This window comes from Streptomyces sp. NPDC107528, from assembly GCF_055639295.1.
In genome coordinates, this window is record NZ_JBVKAV010000007.1 from 20,463 (window position 1) to 36,228 (window position 15,766).

Consider the following 15,766-nt stretch of genomic DNA (forward strand, 5'->3'; position numbering starts at 1 on the left):
TCACTACCCCGCTTCCGCGCCGCTCACAGCGCCCGCAGGCCGTTGATCACGTCGCGCAGAATACTCTCGTCCACCATCTCGGCAGGCGGTACCGGCCGGTTCACATGGACGAATTCCGAGTCCACGAGATCTCCGACGAGGACCCGTACGACGCCGATGGGCAGGTCGAGCTCGGCGGAGAGTTCGGCCACGGACTGCGGGGCGTCACGGCACAGTCCGACGATGTCCACGTGTTCCGGGGACAGCGTCGAGTCCGCTTCCGGATCGTCCGCCTGCGGTTCCGCGACGACCACCGCGATCAGATCGAGGCGGTGCTGGGCCGCACTGCTGGTGCGGCCGCGCGTCATGGCGTACGGACGGACGACCGGGCCGGCCTCGTCGTCGAACCAGTGGCTTCTTCCCTGACCGTCAGCGCTCATGCCATCCCACTACCCGCCCGCGGGCAGATCGGTGCGCGGAGCGGTACCCAGATGCACGCCGACACGCTTGACCAGGAGGGTCATCTCGTACGCGACCAGACCGACGTCGGAGTCGGCGTCCGAGAGCACCGCGAGGCAGCTGCCGTCACCGGCGGCCGTCACGAACAGGAAGGCGTCATCGAGCTCGACGACGGTCTGCCGGACGTTGCCCGCCTCGAAGTGGCGGCCCACGCCCTTGGCAAGGCTGTGGAAGCCGGACGCGACGGCGGCCAGGTGCTCGCTGTCCTCGCGGGTCAGGTCCTTGGACACCCCCGTCGGCAGGCCGTCGCCGGAGAGCACGAGGGCCTTGCGGATGCTGGCGACCCGGTCCACCAGGTCGTCGAGGAGCCAGTTGAGCTCTCCGGACTGGTTGGTCGCGGTGTGGCCGGTCGCCTTCGGTGCGGTCATCGACCGTCCCCCTTAGTCGTTCGTTGTGGTGCTGTGCCGCTGTGGGCGTCGTCGCCCGCGGCGTTCTCCTGGCGGCCGCGCTGCCAGCCGCGCTGGAGGGAGGCCATGCGGCTGCGGACCTCGTCCGCGTCCCGCTCGGCGAGCTCCGGCTTCTCCTCGGAGCGCGGTGCCGGGCCCTGTTTGAGCTGCGGAGCCAGGCTGGCCTGGCGTACGCGCCGGGGCAGCGCTCCCGCGCCGGAGCCGGCCTCCTTCGGCGGGTCGGTCGGATTCGGGGCCGGGCCGGGGTTGCTCGAGGCGATCGCGGGACGCCGGGTGCGCCTCGGGAGAGCCGGGGGCTCCGACGGCTCAGCGTGGTCGTACCCGGCAGAGGGCGCTGCGTCGGTGTGGTCACCGATCCGGTCGGGCGCGCCCGCTCCCTCACCATGTGGTCCCGTTCCGCGGCGGCGGGACGGCAGCGGAGCGAGGCCGTTCGGCTGCGGACGGGTCGCGCCTGTCGGCGATTCCGCGTCTGCTTTCTCCCACCGGGAGCGCTGCTCGGTGACCGGACGTCCGTGGGAACTGACCAGCTTGGGCGTCCCGCGGCGGGGCAGCGGGACAGGCGCGCTCGGGTCGTTGTCCGGCTCGGCGTGGTCCGGTCCGCCGTGGATACCGGAGACCGGGTGCTGTGTGCCGGGCGGGACCGTCGCTTCGTCCTCCATGGGGGCGAGGGTACGACGTGGGCGGAAGAGGCCGCCGCGTTCGCCGTCCTCGTCGCCGAGGGTGTCCGGGAAGTCACTGAGGGCGTCGAGATCGACCGGGGCCTCAAGCTCGACCGGGCCGTCGAGGAGCGCGGCGGGCAGGCCGGGCAGGCGGGCAGGCACCTGGGAGAGTGCGGTCCGGCGCGACTCCTCCAGCTCGGCCTCCTTGGCGGGCGTGGGCCGGTCGAGACGGAAACCGATGCCGTTGGTGTCCGGGACGTCGTCGGTGAGCAGCGCGTCGGGGATGAACACGACGGCCGTGGTGCCGCCGTACGGCGAGGGCTGCAGCGAGACGCGGACGTTCTGCCGCTGGGCGAGCCGGCTGACGACGAACAGGCCGAGCCGGTCGGTGTCGGACAGCTCGAACTCGGGTGTCTCGGCCAGTCGGAGGTTGGCGTCCAGCAGCACGTCGGCCGCCATCCCCAGGCCGCGGTCGTGGATCTCCAGGGTGAAGCCGTTGGCGACGCGCTCGCCCAGCACCTGGACGGCGGTGTGCGGCGGGGAGAACACCGTGGCGTTCTCCAGGAGTTCGGCCACGAGGTGGGTGATGTCTGCGACGGCCGGGCCCGTGACGGCGACGCGGGGCAGGCGGCGGACCTCGATGCGCTCGTAGTCCTCGACCTCGGCGACCGCGGCGCGCACGACGTCCATGAGCTGCACGGGCTTGCGCCACTGCCGGGAAGGGGCGGCGCCGGAGAGGATCACCAGGCCCTCGGCGTGCCGGCGCATACGGGTGGTCAGGTGGTCCAGGCGGAACAGGTCGGCGAGTTCGTCGGTGTCCTCGGTCCGGCGTTCCATGGTGTCGAGGAGGGTGAGCTGCTTGTGGAGAAGGACCTGGCTGCGGCGGGCGAGGTTGACGAAGACCTCGGAGACCCCGGCGCGCAGTTCGGCCTGCTTGACTGCGGCCTCGACGGCGGCGCGCTGCAGGGTGTTGAGGGCCTGTCCGACCTCGCCGATCTCGTTCTTGTCGTACTCCAGACGCGGGACCTCGGTCTCCACGTCGACCTGTTCTCCGGCGGAGAGGCGGCGCATCACGCTGGGCAGTCGTACGCCCGAGGCCTCGTGGGCATCCAGGCGCAGCTGCCGCAGGTCGCGGACGAGGCTGCGGCCGATGCGCACGGAGAGGAAGAGGGAGAACAACAGGGCGAGCAGACCGAGGACCCCGGCGACGGCCGCCTTGACGATGACACTCATCGCGACGGGGCTGACGCGGTCCTGATAGCGGGCGCCCGCCTCGTCGTTGAGTTTGCTGAGCTCATCCAGGACGCTGCCGGCGACAGTGTCCCAGCGCTTTGCGTCGACCGCGCTGGGCCTGCCCGCCTGGGAGGAGATGACGTCCTGTTCGGCGACTCGCAGCGGGGCGGTGGAGGCGTTCTTCCAGAAGCGTTCGAAGCGGGCGCGCTCGGCCGAGGGCAGGTCGGTCAGGCTGACCTCGTACATGAGCGTGCGTTGGGCGATGAGATCGGAGACGTCGCGTATCTCGTCGCCGGAGAGCTTGCCGACCACGAGGGCGGAGCTGAGCAACGCGTCCTCGCGGGAGAGCAGTTCGCGGGCGCGGGTGACGTTGAGGAGGGCGCGGGCCTGTTTGTCCATCGCCACGTTGTCGACGCCGTCGAGTGAGGCCAGGAGGGTGTAGCAGGGGTCCACGAGAAGGTTGTACTGGTGGAGGGCGTCGGCGCGGCTCACCGTTGCGTCCTCGACGCTGCGACGCAGGGGGTTGATGCCGTCGAAGGCGTCCAGCACGGCGGTGAGGCGCTCGCTGTCGCCCTGGTCCAGCCCGTCGCGGACGTCGGGGTCCTTGGCGTTCTTGCGGATCTCGGCGACGGCGGCGTCGGTCGCGTTGCGGGTGACCCGCAGTGCGGACAGCGCGTCCGAGGCCCGGCGGTCGGCGAGATAGACCAGCGCCTGGCGGCGTTCCTGCTGGAGAACGCGGACGGCGTCCTCAGTGGAGTAGCCGATCTTCTCGACGAGGGACGACACCGTGAAGAGCTGCGCCGCACCCCGCCCCGTGATTACCGTGGCGAAACCCCAGATCGCGGTGAGGGACACCAGCGGCACGAGAAGTAGCGCCACCATCTTCCGGCGGATCGACGTCCCGCGAAAGCGCATGGCCTCCCCCAGCTCAAACCCCCACCCGGACAGGGGGCACACATGTGCGTCAACAATCGGCGCGAGCCTACTACCGACGCACACGTAACTCGAAGAGAGAACCGGAATCTGAACTTCCGCACTGGTGACGAGACATGCGGAGTTGTCCGGCCATTGCGGGAGATTGCCTCCCGCAAACCCGGGGCGCCCCGGAGGACGGATCAGGCCGGTCTGTCCGGCCAGTTGGCCGGAAATCTACCTTCCTTGGGAATCTTCAGGACGTGCCGATCGTCCTTCTCTACGGGAAATGGGGATGGATTGGGCCACAGGAGCCGCATCCAGCCCCCGGGCAGCGTAAAACAGCGCAAGCCGGGCAACCGCTGGGGAGCTGAGTCTTCGGATGCGTGCGAGCGGTCTGCTGACGGTGGGGAGTGGCACGGTGATGGACACGGTGGAGCGGCGCGTGGCGCCTGAGGACGGCGAGGCGGCGCGCCGGACAGCGCGACAGGACTCCGAGGCACTGGATCGCGACATTCCGGCACCCGGAGGCGGGACCTTCGGGAGTGCCGCGGCTCAGGATCAGCCGCATTACCAGCCGTTGTGGATCGAGGAGCCCGCGCGGCGGCGCCGGATGCCCGATCCGGTGCGTACAGCCGCGGTCCGAGCCGTTCTGATCATCGCCTTGACGCTGATCCAGGCAATGGTGGCGTTCCTGTGCACGCTGGCGGGATCATGGCTGGCGTTCCCGATGGTCATCAGCAGCGTGACGAGCACCGTGGTGGCGACATGGGCCGCGCTCGACGTCTGGGTGACGCGCCAGGTGTGGAACCAGCGCAACGGCGTGGTGTCGGCGCCCAGCAGCACAGCCCGGTCCCTGCGGCGCGAGCGGCGCAGGGCACGACGGCAGGCGCGCGCTGTGGAGCGGGCTCAGGAGCGCATACGCCGGCAAGGCGGGACGGGGCAGTTGTCGCACCCTTAGTGGTGGCCGACGCAGACGAGCAGTAGGCCGCGATAGAGAAAGCGGCGGGCCCGAAGGCCCGCCTGTTCACCGACTTGTGACGGTCAGGCCCTGGCGTACTCCCAGCCGCCGCAGCTGTACGGGGTCCCGCTGGACGTGTCCTGGAGGCAGGCACGAATCTGCAGGGTTGTGCCCTCCGCGAAGGAGAGGTTCCACTTCCCGACGGTGGCGTAGCCGCCGCCGTGGTAGTAGGAGTGGGTGGCGGAGCTCGAGTTGTAGCGCCACTGGGCGGCGACGCCATGGCCGTCACGCTTCAGGTCGAGCGCCGAGAGAAGCTCGCCGTCCTCGGCGAACTCGGTCTTCGCGCTCGGTGAGCTGATCGCGTTGTAGGCGTCGAAGATGTTGCCGGCGGCCTGTGCCGGCGCGGTTCCCAGGACGAGAACCGACGCGGAGGCCGCAGCCATCCCGAGAACGGTCGTCAGACGACGGTAGGTCATGCGCAAGGCAAGGTTCCTCTCTTCGGACATCTGATCGATTGCCTGAACCTACCTGAGAGGAAAGGGACTTCACCGCTTGTTTTCCCGGCTCCGGCCGCGGGGCTAGGGGGTCGCAGGCGCCGCCGGGCGTTTGAACATCCGCGTGGCCGTGATCTCGCTGCGCACCGCCTCCCCCGCCTGGGGCTGCTGCGGCAATCCCGGGCGGAGGTGCTCCTCCACGCTGATGTACTTCAGGCCCGCCCTGAGATCGGCGTCGTTGCGCAGTCGGATGACCAGCGGGAACTCGGCCAGGGCGGTCGTGTCGAACAGGCCGGTCGTGTAGAGGAGTTGGACACCGAGGGCGTCCGAGACGGCTCGCTGCAGCTCCAGGAGGTAGGTGGCGTTGGCGCGTCCAATGGGGTTGTCCAGGAACAACGTGCCGGCGTGGCGGTGCTTGTCCCGGCCCCGGTCGTTCGACCGCAGGGCGGCCATCGTGCAGTACAGGGCGATGGCAGCCGTCAGCAGCTGGCCGCCGGAGAACACGTCGCCCATCTGCCCGACGGGCACCCGCTCGGCACGCAGCACGGCGTCCGGCTTGAGGATCTCGACGGCGACACCCTTGGGCTGAAGCGCCGCGGCAACGCCGCGCAGGAGCAGGGACATACCGTCGCGCCGCAAGTCCGAGTTCTTCTTCACCGCCGCGCGCGTGGCCTCGTCGATGACCTCGCCGAGTCGTTCCGTGAGGGTGGCCTGGTCGGGCTCCTCGAAGCGGATGCGCAGGAACTCCTGTCCGGACCACTCACCGAGGCCCTCGGGCAGGCGGGACAGCCGCTGCGCGGACCGCAAGGTCGTCAGCGCCGACTCGACCAGGCCGCGCAGGCGGTCCACGATGGAGTCCCGGTTCCGTTCCAACTGGGCCAACTCGTCGGTGAGCACGCGGAGCCGGGGCGCGAAGGCGTCCGCCCACTTCTGCGCGTGTTCAGGCAGTGCGGAGGCGGGCAGTTCGCGGATCTGCTGGCGGGCCGGTGTGCGGACCTGTTCGTAGCGCGTGGAGTTGGCGTGCCGCACGAGCACGTCGCTCGCCTCGCGGACGGCGGCCTCGGCGGCGGAGAGATCGGCGGCGCAGCCGCGCAACGACCGGCGGGCCTCGGCGGCGGAGTGCCGGGCCTCCTCAGTGCTGCCGGGGTACGGCTCCGGCGCCTCCTGTTCCTCGTCCGAGGTGTGCTCCCGCAGCAGGTCGCGCAGCATTGCGGCGATCTCGTCGAAGCCGCCGGCCGCGTCCTCGGCGGCGCGGTGGGCGTCGAGGAGTTCTGCGTGCGCCTCGCGGGCCTGGGTCAACGCCTCGGTGCGGGAGGCGAGTTCGGCGGTCAACGTGCGCAGCAGGACCTGCGCGTGCTCGGCGTCACGCGGCTGGAGTTCCTCGGACAGGTCAGTGTGGGTGTCGCCGTCCTCGGGCGCGTGCCGTTCGGCCTCGCCTCGAAACCGCCCGAGCTGCTCGCTCGCGCTGGACATCCGGGTCTCCAGGAGCTGGACGAGTTCCTCCGCACGCGAGGCAGCCGCCTGCCGGGAGGGCCCGTCGGAGCCGTCGGTCGACTCAAGGAGTTGTTCGGCCCGGGTGCGGACCTTGTTGCTGAGCCGGTCCAGTTCCGCGCGTGCCGCGCTCTCGTCGCTCTCCGCGCGGGCCTGCTCTGCGCGCAGATCGGCGCCGACGCCGACCTTCTCGTACACCTGGGAGGCTGCCCGGTATGCCTCGCGCAGCGCGGGCAGGGACGCCCTCGGGGCCTCCGCGTCGGCTTCCGGCACGTCGTCGGGGGCGCCTGCGATCTCCGAGCGCTCGGCCCGCAGGGCACGCGCGGTGCGGCGCGCGTCGTCGGCGGCGCGCTGGGCGGCGCGACGGTCCTCGTCGGCGGCGCGAGCGCGCTCCAGGCAGGTCTGCGCGCGGGCCTCGGACTCGGTGGCCTCGTCGGCGAGTTCACGCAACTTGACCTGCCAGCCGGCCCGCTCGCGCAGCCGGAACGCCAGCCCGGCCAGGGCGTCGGCGGCTCGCCGTGCCTTCTGGGCGGCCTCCTGCCGCTCGTCGCGGACCTGCGCGGCCTCGGCGGCGGCTTCGTCGGCCTCGGTCCGCACGGTCCGCGCCTCGGCCAGCTCCGCCTCGGACTCCTCGGCGAACGCGCGCGCGTCCCGGGCAGCCTGCGCCAGCTCGACCAGCCGGCCGGCCGGGCAGCCGGTCCGCCACGAGGCGAGGCGCGCCGCCAGTTCCCGGTCCTTGCCGAGCCGTGCGGCGAGGGCGCGGATCTCCTCGTCCCGTTCGGTGGCCCGGGCACGCAGCGCCTGTCGTTCCTCGTCGGCGGCGTGCTCGTCATGCATGGCGGGGTTCGGCGGCACGAGGAAGACGTCAGGAGAGGCGCCGCTCGGGGACTCCGGCGCCGGGGTCGGGGCGAGCAGGGCGGCTGCGGTGCCGACGGCCACGGCGGACCGGGGCAGCAGGGCGGCGTCGCTCAGCACCTCGCGGGCACGCGCGTGCGTGGCGGGGTCGGTGATGATCACGCCGTCGACCAGTTCGGGTCGGGCGGCCAGCACTCGCGCGTGGTCGGCCGGGTCGACCGCCTGCGCGAGGTAACGCCAGCCCGGCAGTGCCGGGATGCCCTGCTCGCCGAGGAACTCCACGGTGGCCAGCACGTCCGGTCCGGGCGGCAGCAGCCCGCCGTCGCCGAGCGCGCCCAGGATCCGGGAGTCGTCGGCGGCTGCCGTACGCAGCTCGAACAACTGCCGCTCAGCGGTGGAGACGCTGTCGTCGAGCAGCTCGCGCAACTCGTCGGCGAACCGGTCCAGTTCCTCCGGCGTGAGGGCGCCTTCGTCGACCGAGCCCTGGGCGACCGCCTCCGCGACGTTCTGCGCTGCCGTGTGCCCCTCGCCGTCGTCACCCGTGCGGGGAGCGGGAAGGGCTCCGGGAGCAAGAGCGGCGCGGCGCTTCGCGCCCGACTCACCGGTCAGGCCGATCAGTTCCGCGAGCCGTTCCTCCGCCGCGAGCCCCTCGGCGAGGCGGCGCTCTGCGTCGTAGGAACGCTCCGCGCCGGCTGCCGCGTCCGCCGCGCGGGCCGCCGTCAGTTCGGCGCGGGACTCGGCCGAGGCCGCCTCGCGCGCGTGTTCCGAAGCACGCCGGGAGGCCTCACGGGCGGTGTCCCAGGCCGCGACGGCCGTCTTCTCGGCGTCGCTCGCCGCAAGGGCCGCGCGGGCGGGGTCGGCGTCGGGCGCGCTGTCGTCGAGCCAGCCCGCCCGCACGGCCTCGGCGGTCTCCTGCTCGACCTCGGACAGCCGCTGGCGCAGATGCCCGACCTCACTTCGGGCGCGCTGCGCCTCGGTGGCCGCGGCGGTGGAGTCCCGGTGCGCGGACTCGCTGACCTCCTGGAGGGCGGCGGACCGCTCCTCCCCCTCGTTGGCGAGGGTCTCGGCACTCTCCGCGGCCGCGTGCAGGGCCCGTACGAGATCGACGGCGGCCTTGGCGCGGGCGGCCAGGGCGGGCGCCGCGTCGCGCTCGGCCTCCTGGATGGCGGCGGCCACGCGCGTGACGCGGTCGGCGGCGGCGCGGTGCCGCAGGACGGCCTCGGCGCCCTGCCAGGCCGAGTGCAGCGTGCGGGCGTCGGCGAGCTCGCGCTTCTGCGCCGCCGCCGACTTCTCGGCAGCCGCGAGTGCCAGCGAGGCGTGCCGGTAGGCCAGTTCGGCCGCGATCAGCGCGCTGCGGTCCCGGCCCGCCTCGGCGTGGGTGACGGCGGAGGCGGCGGCGGTGACCCGCTGCGCGAGGTCGCCGGCCCGCACGCGCTCCTGGACGCCCCGCGCCGACAGCCGCCTGGCCAGGGTCCGGGTGCGCCGCTCGGCCCCGGCGTGGATGTCACGCGCGCGTGAGCGGGCCTCGGCGGCCTCGACGATCCGCCCGAGCAGGTCGACGGAACCGGCGGTGAAGTCCCGCTCGGCGATCAGCTCGGCCCGCCGGCCCAGCTTGTTGCCGAAGCCGCCGACCAGGTCGGCGAGGCCGTCGGTGTCGCGCGTGTCTGTCACGGCCCGCAGCAGCAGGTCGGTGAAGTCGGAGTCCTTCTTGACCGCGAAGAGGCCGGCCGCCTCGCCCTCGTCGGCGTTCATCTCCCGCTGGTAGCGGAAGAGTTCGGGGTCGAGGCCGAGGTCGCCGAGGTGCTCGATCCAGCGGTCGTGGATCTCCTCCCAGTGCACCTCCAGATGCGGATACGTCTTGCCCGCCTCCGTGATGGCGTCCCGGAAGCCCTTCATGGTGCGCCGCCGGCCCCGCGCGCCCGACTGGCCCTCAGCGGGCGGCCGCACGGCGGTGGACTCGGCGACGGGCAGGTTGTCCAGGCTCAGCCCGGGTCCCGGGCGGAAGGAGTACCAGGCCTCGGCGAACTTCCGCGGGTCGTTGGAGACCTGGCGCCCGCGCCACTCGCTGGCCTTGCCGACCACGACGCACTCGCCGGTGAGCGTGTGCTGCCACTCCAGCGCGACGTGCCCGCAGTCGTCGGCGAGCAGGAACTTGCGCAGCACGCCGGAGCTGGCGCCGCCGAGGGTGTTGCGGTGGCCCGGCAGCATCACGGAGAAGATCAGCTTGAGGAGGACCGACTTGCCGCCGCCGTTCTCCAGGAAGAGCACCCCCGCGGGAGCGGGCCGACGCGGCGGTCCGACGGGCTCCTCCTCGAAGAACTCCGCCTGCATGGGCGCGGGATCGGGGACGGGCTCGCCGACACCGCGCAGGTCAAGCACGGTGTCGGCGTAGCGCGCACCGGCCGGCCCGATGGAGTAGAGGCGGACCCGGGACAGCTCGTACATGGCGGACTCTCGTAAGTCTTCGTCAGATCGGGGAAGTTCGGGGGTTCGGGGCTTCGGGGCTTCGGGGCTTCGGGGCTTCGGGGCTTCGGGCGGAATCGAAGATTCAGGTGGATCGGAGCTCAGACCGGTTCGGAGATTCAGGCGGAATGGAACGGCAGCCCGGCGTCGGCCACCAGCTCCAGGTCGTCCGTGTGCTCGGCGGCCAGCAGCGTCGGTGTGCCGTCGGTGACCGAGACCACGCCCAGCTCCAGCAGTTCGGCCATGGCAGCGCTGCCCGCCATGTCACGGACCTGGAGTTGATAACGGGCGGTCGTCCGGAAGGTGCCGCCGCTGTCGTCGCCCGTCCGCTGGAGAAACCCTGAGTCGGTCAGAAACGCGGCCGCCTTGCCGACGATGCCGGTCGTCGACCCGGCGAGTCTGCGCGCGTCCTTGGTGGCGCCGGTCGCGCTGCGTCTCACCCAGATTCGCCAGGCGGCCTCCAGGCCGGGCGCGTCCGTGGCGGGGTCGGTGTTCTCCCCCTGCTCGTCCGCGCGCTCCTCCAGCCGGCGGCAGGCCTGCCGGACGAAGGCGTCGACGCCGTTGACCGTCACGCGCCCGATGTAGCCGTCGTCGGCCAGGTCCTCGGGCCGCGGAAACGCCATGGCGGCGATGGCGAGATGGGCCAGCCCGTGCAGGAAGCGGTCGCTGCCGTCGGCCGACGTACGACGCGCGTAGTCGCCCATGCGGACGGCGAACACGGAGTCCTCGGCGGCCGTGACGGCCATCCCCGCGCGCGGGGACACCTCCAGCACCACCAGCCCGAGCCCGGCGGCCACGGCGTCCGCGAGCCGCGCGAACGGCGGGTCTTCCCGGTATCGCCGCAGCAGTTCCGTGTACTCCTGATCGCGCGCGGGCTGCAACTTCGGCTGCAGCCCGAAGGCGACCAGCCGGGCCGCGTCGGCCGCGTCGGCGGGAGTCACGGCGGCGGTCGCCGACGGGGCGGGGGCCTCGGTGTCACTCCACTCGGCGTGCTCGCTCACGGTCCGGGCTCCTTGCTGCGCTGTTGCTCACTCATGCTGCTTCCGTCCTGTCCGCCGCCATCCCGGCCGCGTCCAGCAGGGCCGTCCCCACGATCAGGTCGGCGCCGCCGAACTCGGGATCCTCCAGCTCCGTCCCGTCGTCCACGGCGAACAGCAGCTTCTCCTCGCCCTGCCGGTAGGCCGTACCGACCGGCGGACTGGCCGCGTGGACCGCCAGCAGAGCCACCAGGTAGGGCAGCTCGGGATCCTGCCGACGTGCCTGGGCCAACAGCCCCGACAGTCTGCGCGGGGCGTCGGCCGGCAGGTCCAGCAGCTCCATCGCCGAGGCCAACTGCTCCTCGCTGAACCGGCTGTCGTCCGGTGTCGCGATGAGGTCGGGCTCGGGCATCTCGGCGCCCAGGTGCTCCCGCTCCACGGACGGCGTCAGCAGTATGTCGACGAGATCACCCACCCGGACCGACACCGGCGTACGCAGCCCGGTCCCGCGCGCGAAGAAGGCGTCCGTGACCCGGACGGACTGCTCCAGGGGCAAGGGCAGGACGGGGGCGAGGAGATGGCCGTACAGGTCGATCCCCGATGTCGTCATCGGCGTTGCGAAGGCCTGCCGGTCCTGCTCGGCGCGGAACAGCGGCCCGGCCTCCAGCAGGCGGGACTGCAGCTGGGTGTGGCGTCGGATGCAGTCCTTGACGATGTCGACGAGCTCGGCCGCACGGCGCTTGTGCTCGGGGTCCTCGGTCTCGTCCCGCGCCTTGCGGATGTTGGTCAGGATCGCGTTCTCATGGCGGTACCGGTCGGCGACATGGTCGAGCGCCTCGGCGATCATGTCCGGTACGGCGTTCAGCCAGTCGACCGCCCGTACGTTGCGCCGGGTCGCGTCCAGGGCCCTGCGGAGCGTTTCCGAGTACTGCACGGTCCGGTACCGGGCCTGCTCGGCGGCCAGCTGGGCATCGGCGAGCCGCCCGCGGTTGATCAGCACTTCGAGCTTGACCTCGGCGGCGATCTGGGCGCTGGTGACGTCGGTGTCGAGGGCGCCGACAAGGACGTTGACCGCCTCGTCGGTCGTACGGAGATACACCGTGCCGCCAGGGCCCGGCACCTCCTCGATCAGCTTGAAGTCGTAGTCACGGCGGACATAGCTGCCGTCCGGCGCGAACGTGCCGTAAACGGCACGAAAGCCGCGGTCCACACTGCCGACATTGATCAGGTTCTCCAGGACCCAGCGGGCCACTCGCTCGTGCTCGGCGACGGGCCGCCGCGGGGCCTGGGCGGCGATGCGGGGGATGAGCCTGGCGACTATCTGGTCGTGGTCGGCACCCGTGTCGAAGTCCATGTTCAGCGTGACCAGGTCGATGGCGGCGAGCGCCACCTCCGCCATGCCGTACACCGAGTACTCCCCGGCGAGGTTGGCCTTGCGCGCATCGAGGTCGTGCAGCGGCGCGGTGCAGGCCAGCGCACGCAGCCGTCGCGCCAGCCCTTCGTCGGCGGCCGGGCCCGGAGCAGGGCGCGACCCCGCGCTGAGCTGGGGCGGAACACGGTCCGTCGATGCGGGTGAAGTCACGGTGCACAGACTAGGTCCTAGGTCTGACAACGACCCAAACGACGCCGATCGCCCCCTGCGGTGGCCCGGCGACCACGGTCGCCCTCGTCTGCGGGCCGGTGGAGGCGGGAGCGCCGTCGCGGCGGCGCCGCATGTCAACTCGGCCCCGCGCCCCCAGCCCCATGCCGACAAAGCCCCGTGAGCAAGGGCTTCAGCCACGTGAGCAAGGGCTTCACCTAGGTGAGTGCTTCGCCCTCCCCCACCCGCCGCCGGTACACCTCGACCACCCGCTCCAGCGAGTCCTCGAGATAGACCGCGAGCAACTTCTCGGCCCCGCTCCGGTCCCCCGCCTCCAGGGCCCGGAGGATCTGCTGGTTGCGTGCGAGGTACGGCTCGTGCAGCCGGTGCGGATCGTCGACGACGTGGAACGCGAGCCGCAGCTCGGCGAAGACGCTGCGCATGAGTTCGTCGGTGCGTTCGCTGCCCGCGAGCGCCACCAGTTCGCGATGGAAGTGGATGTTGGCCGTCCCCAGCCCTTTCCAGTCACCTTCACGCACCGCGCGCTGCCCCTCGGCGACGGCTTCGGCGGGCCCCTCCAGGGGGTAAGGCGGTTCGCCGAGCCCGCGGACGACAGCGCACTCGACGAGGCGACGGGTGCGGTAGATGTCCTCGACGTCCTCCACCGTCAGGACCCGCACGAACACGCCCCGGTTCAGCTCGTGGACGAGGAGCCGTTCATGGGTGAGCAGCCGGAACGCCTCGCGCAGTGTGTTGCGGGACACACCCAGCGCTCCTCCGATGCTGTCCTCCGACAGCCGGGTGCCGGGTGCGAAGTAGCCCTCGGCGATGCGGCTTCTGAGGATGTCCGAGACCCGCTCCGCCGTGCTCGTACGACCCAGGAGGGCACGGTCGTCGGCCAGTCCGCCCAGCTGCTCTGCCATGCCCGGAATTCAACCGCAGACCCGAGAACGAAACAACAGGGGTATTGAAGGATCGTTCAACGATCCTCTACCTTGCTGCTCACCGTTCAGCTCAGTTCAGCTCCGTTCGGCTCAGTTCCGCACCCCCGTCCCCTCTCTGCGAGGTGCCCATGAGCACGACCCCTCCACCGCAGGCTCTGAAAGACACCCAGGCCAGCACCGACGAACGCGCCGACGACGACGGCGCGTTCGGCTGGCTGCGCGCCCTCGGCCCGCGTGGCCGCCGCGCCTTCGCGGGCGCTTTCGGCGGCTATGCCCTGGATTCGTACGACTACTTCACACTGCCGCTGAGCATGGTGGCGCTGGCCGCGTACTTCGGCCTGGACAGCGGCCAGACCGGCCTCTTCACCACCGTCACGCTGGTGGTCTCCGCGATCGGCGGCGCACTCGCCGGCGTGCTGGCCGACCGAATAGGCCGGGTCAAGGCGCTGATGATCACGGTCATCACGTACGCGGTCTTCACCGTCGCCTGCGGCTTCGCCCCCAACTACGAGTGGCTGCTGGTCTTCCGCGCCCTCCAGGGCCTCGGCTTCGGCGGCGAATGGGCGGTCGGCGCGATCCTGGTCGCCGAGTACGCGAGCGCCAAGCACCGTGGCCGCACGCTCGGCGCGATCCAGAGCTCGTGGGCCGTCGGGTGGGCCCTGGCCGCGATCATGTACACCGTCGTCTTCTCGCTCGTCGACGACGACCTGGCCTGGCGCGTGATGTTCTGGACCGGCGCACTGCCCGCGCTGCTCGTCATCTGGATGCGGCGCCGGGTGCACGACGCCCCCGAGGCCGTCGCCGTACGTGAACAGAGCCCCCAGAAGGGTTCGTTCGCGGCCATCTTCAAGCCCGGGCTGCTGCGTACGACGATCTTCGCCGGACTGCTCTCCACGGGCGTCCAGGGCGGCTACTACACCCTCGCCACCTGGGTGCCGACCTATCTGAAGACCGAGCGCGACCTGTCGGTCGTCGGTACGGGCGGCTATCTGACGTTCCTGATCTCGGGCGCCTTCATCGGTTACCTCACCGGCGGGTACCTCACCGACCGGCTGGGCCGTCGGCGCAACATCTGGCTGTTCGCGCTGCTGTCGGCCGGCTGCATCCTGGCGTACGCGAACATCCCCAGTGGCTCCAACACCCTGCTCCTGGTGCTCGGTTTCCCGCTCGGGTTCTGCATGTCGGCGATCTTCAGCGGCTTCGGGTCCTACCTGAGCGAGCTGTACCCGACGGCGGTGCGCGGCACGGGACAGGGCTTCACGTACAACACCGGGCGCGCGGTGGGTGCCGTCTTCCCCACCATGGTCGGCTTCCTGGCCGACAGCTGGGGCGTGGGCGGCGCGCTGGTCTTCGGCGCGATCGGCTACGGCATCGCCGCACTGGCCCTGTTCGGGCTGCCGGAGACGCGCGGGAAGGAGCTGGCGTGAACCGTACGGAGGACCGTCCGCCCGCCCTGACGGTGGACCGTCCGCTCAGCCTCGAAGCGGACCGCCCCCTCACCCTCGTCGACAATCACGCGCACGCGTGGAGCCCGCAAAACGCACGCGCCCGCTTCCGGGAAGGCCTCGCCGGGCCCACCGCCGGGGTCGCCGCGGGGCACACCCAGGTCAACCTGATCTCGGTGCCCGCCGACTGGGCGTACGACATGCTGCTGTTCTGCCAGCGCAATCCCAAGCCCTGCCCGGTCCTGGACGTCACGGACGCCGGTTCCTGGACGACCGTCCTCGCCGACGGCGCCGACCTGCGGACCGATCTGCCGCGCTACCGGGTGTGGCGGGACGGCGAGTTGGTGGACGAGCCGAAGGACGTGCGTGCGCACTGGCGCGACGACCTGGTGTCGTTCCTCATCGGTTGCAGCTTCACCTTCGAGTGGGCGCTGGCCGAGGCCGGCGTCCCGATCCGCCACATCGAGCAGGGCCGCAACGTCCCGATGTACGTGACCAGCCGCCAGTGCCGGCCGGCGGGACGGCTGCACGGCCCGATGGTGGTGTCCATGCGGCCGGTGCCGCCGGAGCATGTGGCGGCGGCGCTGCGGGAGACCGGTCTCCTCCCGGCGGTGCACGGCAGCCCCGTGCACTGCGGCGATCCGTCGGCGCTGGGCATCGCCGATCTCGGCCGCCCCGACTTCGGCGACCCGGTCGAGGCGGAGCCGGACGACATCCCGTTGTTCTGGGCCTGCGGTGTGACGCCGCAGGCCGCCGTGATGGCCTCGCGGCCGCCGTTCGCCATCACCCACGCACCGGGCCAGATGTTCCTGACCGACGCCCGTGACGAGCAGTACCGCATCGCCTGA

Annotated in this window: 11 protein-coding genes; 3 read left to right on the forward strand and 8 right to left on the reverse strand. The window is 71.7% G+C overall.

Translation table 11 applies throughout. From position 1 onward, the window contains the following. Window positions 1-23: 23 nt before the first annotated feature. Genes ACZ7L5_RS22490 through ACZ7L5_RS22500 form a run of 3 tightly spaced genes read right to left on the reverse strand, consistent with a single transcriptional unit; the run spans window position 24 to window position 3,712 of the window. Window positions 24-419: a DUF742 domain-containing protein gene (locus ACZ7L5_RS22490; RefSeq protein ID WP_365063049.1), complete on the reverse strand. Its 396-nt coding sequence runs from the start codon at window positions 417-419 to the stop codon at window positions 24-26. 9 nt (window positions 420-428) lie between these two features. Further along, window positions 429-866 carry a roadblock/LC7 domain-containing protein gene (locus ACZ7L5_RS22495; protein ID WP_062704455.1) on the reverse strand — a complete coding sequence of 146 codons (438 nt, stop codon included), beginning with the start codon at window positions 864-866 and terminating at the stop codon, window positions 429-431. After that, window positions 863-3,712: a nitrate- and nitrite sensing domain-containing protein gene (locus ACZ7L5_RS22500; protein ID WP_471518493.1), complete on the reverse strand. Its 2,850-nt coding sequence runs from the start codon at window positions 3,710-3,712 to the stop codon at window positions 863-865. The genes ACZ7L5_RS22495 and ACZ7L5_RS22500 overlap by 4 nt, the downstream gene beginning before the upstream one ends. A 421-nt stretch (window positions 3,713-4,133) precedes the next feature. Here ACZ7L5_RS22500 and ACZ7L5_RS22505 point away from each other — a divergent pair, with 421 nt between their 5' ends. Further along, window positions 4,134-4,670 (forward strand): hypothetical protein, encoded by a 537-nt coding sequence (locus tag ACZ7L5_RS22505; RefSeq protein ID WP_471518494.1) that lies wholly within the window; start codon window positions 4,134-4,136, stop codon window positions 4,668-4,670. 83 nt (window positions 4,671-4,753) lie between these two features. On the opposite strand, the gene ACZ7L5_RS22510 is transcribed toward ACZ7L5_RS22505, so the two are convergent. From ACZ7L5_RS22510 to ACZ7L5_RS22530, 5 genes are all read right to left on the reverse strand, one after another. Then, window positions 4,754-5,146 carry a hypothetical protein gene (locus ACZ7L5_RS22510; RefSeq protein WP_365063056.1) on the reverse strand — a complete coding sequence of 131 codons (393 nt, stop codon included), beginning with the start codon at window positions 5,144-5,146 and terminating at the stop codon, window positions 4,754-4,756. Window positions 5,147-5,248: 102 nt separating this feature from the next. After that, window positions 5,249-9,955, reverse strand: coding sequence for a hypothetical protein (locus ACZ7L5_RS22515; protein WP_471518495.1), 4,707 nt, complete (start codon window positions 9,953-9,955; stop codon window positions 5,249-5,251). Between the two features lie 137 nt (window positions 9,956-10,092). Continuing rightward, the gene (locus ACZ7L5_RS22520) at window positions 10,093-10,974 is read right to left on the reverse strand and encodes a hypothetical protein (protein ID WP_471518496.1); all 882 of its coding nucleotides are present in this window, start codon (window positions 10,972-10,974) and stop codon (window positions 10,093-10,095) included. A gap of 31 nt (window positions 10,975-11,005) precedes the next feature. Beyond that, complete coding sequence (locus ACZ7L5_RS22525; protein ID WP_471518497.1) at window positions 11,006-12,532, reverse strand: hypothetical protein; 1,527 nt, start codon at window positions 12,530-12,532, stop codon at window positions 11,006-11,008. Window positions 12,533-12,747: 215 nt separating this feature from the next. Continuing rightward, window positions 12,748-13,452, reverse strand: coding sequence for a GntR family transcriptional regulator (locus ACZ7L5_RS22530; protein ID WP_471518498.1), 705 nt, complete (start codon window positions 13,450-13,452; stop codon window positions 12,748-12,750). Window positions 13,453-13,601: 149 nt separating this feature from the next. On the opposite strand from ACZ7L5_RS22530, the gene ACZ7L5_RS22535 reads away from it, so the two are divergent. After that, complete coding sequence (locus ACZ7L5_RS22535; RefSeq protein WP_471518499.1) at window positions 13,602-14,900, forward strand: MFS transporter; 1,299 nt, start codon at window positions 13,602-13,604, stop codon at window positions 14,898-14,900. Between the two features lie 32 nt (window positions 14,901-14,932). Then, window positions 14,933-15,766 (forward strand): putative hydro-lyase, encoded by an 834-nt coding sequence (locus tag ACZ7L5_RS22540; protein ID WP_471518825.1) that lies wholly within the window; start codon window positions 14,933-14,935, stop codon window positions 15,764-15,766.

What these genes read in the sequence shown, in the direction of transcription:
- ACZ7L5_RS22495 (WP_062704455.1), bottom strand. Translation starts at nt 866, where the DNA reads ATGACCGCACCGAAGGCGACCGGCCACACCGCGACCAACCAGTCCGGA.
- ACZ7L5_RS22490 (WP_365063049.1), bottom strand. Translation starts at nt 419, where the DNA reads ATGAGCGCTGACGGTCAGGGAAGAAGCCACTGGTTCGACGACGAGGCC.
- ACZ7L5_RS22515 (WP_471518495.1), bottom strand. Translation starts at nt 9,955, where the DNA reads ATGTACGAGCTGTCCCGGGTCCGCCTCTACTCCATCGGGCCGGCCGGT.
- ACZ7L5_RS22530 (WP_471518498.1), bottom strand. Translation starts at nt 13,452, where the DNA reads ATGGCAGAGCAGCTGGGCGGACTGGCCGACGACCGTGCCCTCCTGGGT.
- ACZ7L5_RS22500 (WP_471518493.1), bottom strand. Translation starts at nt 3,712, where the DNA reads ATGCGCTTTCGCGGGACGTCGATCCGCCGGAAGATGGTGGCGCTACTT.
- ACZ7L5_RS22510 (WP_365063056.1), bottom strand. Translation starts at nt 5,146, where the DNA reads ATGACCTACCGTCGTCTGACGACCGTTCTCGGGATGGCTGCGGCCTCC.
- ACZ7L5_RS22535 (WP_471518499.1), top strand. Translation starts at nt 13,602, where the DNA reads ATGAGCACGACCCCTCCACCGCAGGCTCTGAAAGACACCCAGGCCAGC.
- ACZ7L5_RS22505 (WP_471518494.1), top strand. Translation starts at nt 4,134, where the DNA reads ATGGACACGGTGGAGCGGCGCGTGGCGCCTGAGGACGGCGAGGCGGCG.